1 protein-coding gene is annotated in these 1,407 nt (G+C 71.5%); it reads left to right on the top strand.

Features of this window, described 5'->3' with window-relative positions:
- Window positions 1-137: 137 nt before the first annotated feature.
- Window positions 138-1,407: LuxR family transcriptional regulator (locus D1643_RS10980; protein ID WP_160710640.1), on the top strand; the 1,270-nt coding region annotated here is incomplete at its 3' end.

Raw genomic sequence — 1,407 nt, 5'->3', positions numbered from 1 at the left:
GCTCGCCGCGGTCGCGCGCCGCACGCCGGGACGCCGGGGCACCGCGCTCGCCTGGGGCGCCTGCGCGCTCATGGCGGCGGCCGTGGCGGCGGCGCGCTTCATGTTCTACGCGATGCACCTGACGGCGGGGCTCTAGCATGACGCCCCGCAGCCTGCCCGCGCTCTCCTGGCCCCGGCCCAACATCGCCGTCATCGGCTACGCGCTGTACCTGGCCATCAACGCCACGTCGCTGTGGGGCGGGGTGTTTCCCTTCTTCCCCGAGGAGTTCCACTCCCCCGACCTGCTGCTCCAGTTCGCGCTCGCCCAATCGCTCGCGTTCTCGGGCACCATGGCCGCCACGGTGTTCCTCAGCTACCTGCGGCCCGACCTCGTGCGCCGCGCGCTCATCTTCTCGAGCGGCGTGCCCCTGGCCGCGGGCGCCTGCCTGCTGGTGGCGGGGCTCTACCTGCCGGACGCCAAGCCGTGGCTCATCCCGACGGCCGGCGTGCTCGTGGGCATGGGCGGCGCCGGCTTCGCCCTGGCCTGGCAGCGCTACTTCTCCTCGAAGGCGCCTGACCGCGGCAACTTCCTGCTGCTGGCAGGCACCGCCTGCGCGCCGGCGGTCTACCTGACGTTCTACCTCATCCCCATCGCGGTGACGGTGTACCTCATCCCGCTCATCTTCGTGCCGCTGTGCGGGCTGTGCGCCATGCTGGCCACGCGCACCATCGACTTTCGCCAGCCCATCTTCGAGGACGTGCCGCGCGAGCACCCGCGCACCTACCTGCGCGTCATGGGCGACAGCTGGCGTGCGGCCGTGGCGGTGGGCTCGCTCGGATTCGCCTCGGGCATCATCCGCGCCACGGCACTGTCGAGCGTGGCCATGGGCGACGCGGTGAACATCGCGTCGATGGCCGGCGCGCTGGGAGCCTCGGCGGTGCTGCTGCTCGTGTGGCGCCACGGCTCGGTGGAGGTCAACCTCGAGGCCGTCTTTCTGGCGCTGTTCCCCCTGGCCGCGTGCTGCCTGGCGGCCTATCCGTTCTTCGGACCCACGCAGATGATGATCCTGGCCGGCGCCATCTACCTCGTGTTCAGCTTCGCCAACCTGGCCATGATGCTGCACTGCGCCCAGGCCTCGCGCGACCGCGGCGTCAACCCGGTGTTTCTGTTCTCGTTCTTCGGCACCATCGTCTACCTCGTGCAGGACGCGGGCTTCGTGTTCGGTTCCGCCGCCAACGTGACCGGGCAGTTCGGCTACCAGAACTTCTTCATCATCGCCATGGCGGGACTGATCGTGCTGGCGCTCGCGCTCTACCTGCTGCGCGGGGGACTGCCCATCCGCCTGTTCGCCCGCGGCGTAGAGGGGCCGGCCGAGGCCCCGCGGCCTGCGCCGCGCGCTGGCGCCTCGCCGCCGCGCGCCGCCAGCG

This window comes from Enterorhabdus sp. P55 (assembly GCF_009911695.1).
Classification (GTDB): Bacteria; Actinomycetota; Coriobacteriia; order Coriobacteriales; family Eggerthellaceae; genus Enterorhabdus.
The sequence above is the reverse complement of the archived record's forward strand: the minus strand, read 5'-3'. Positions and strand labels throughout refer to the sequence as shown.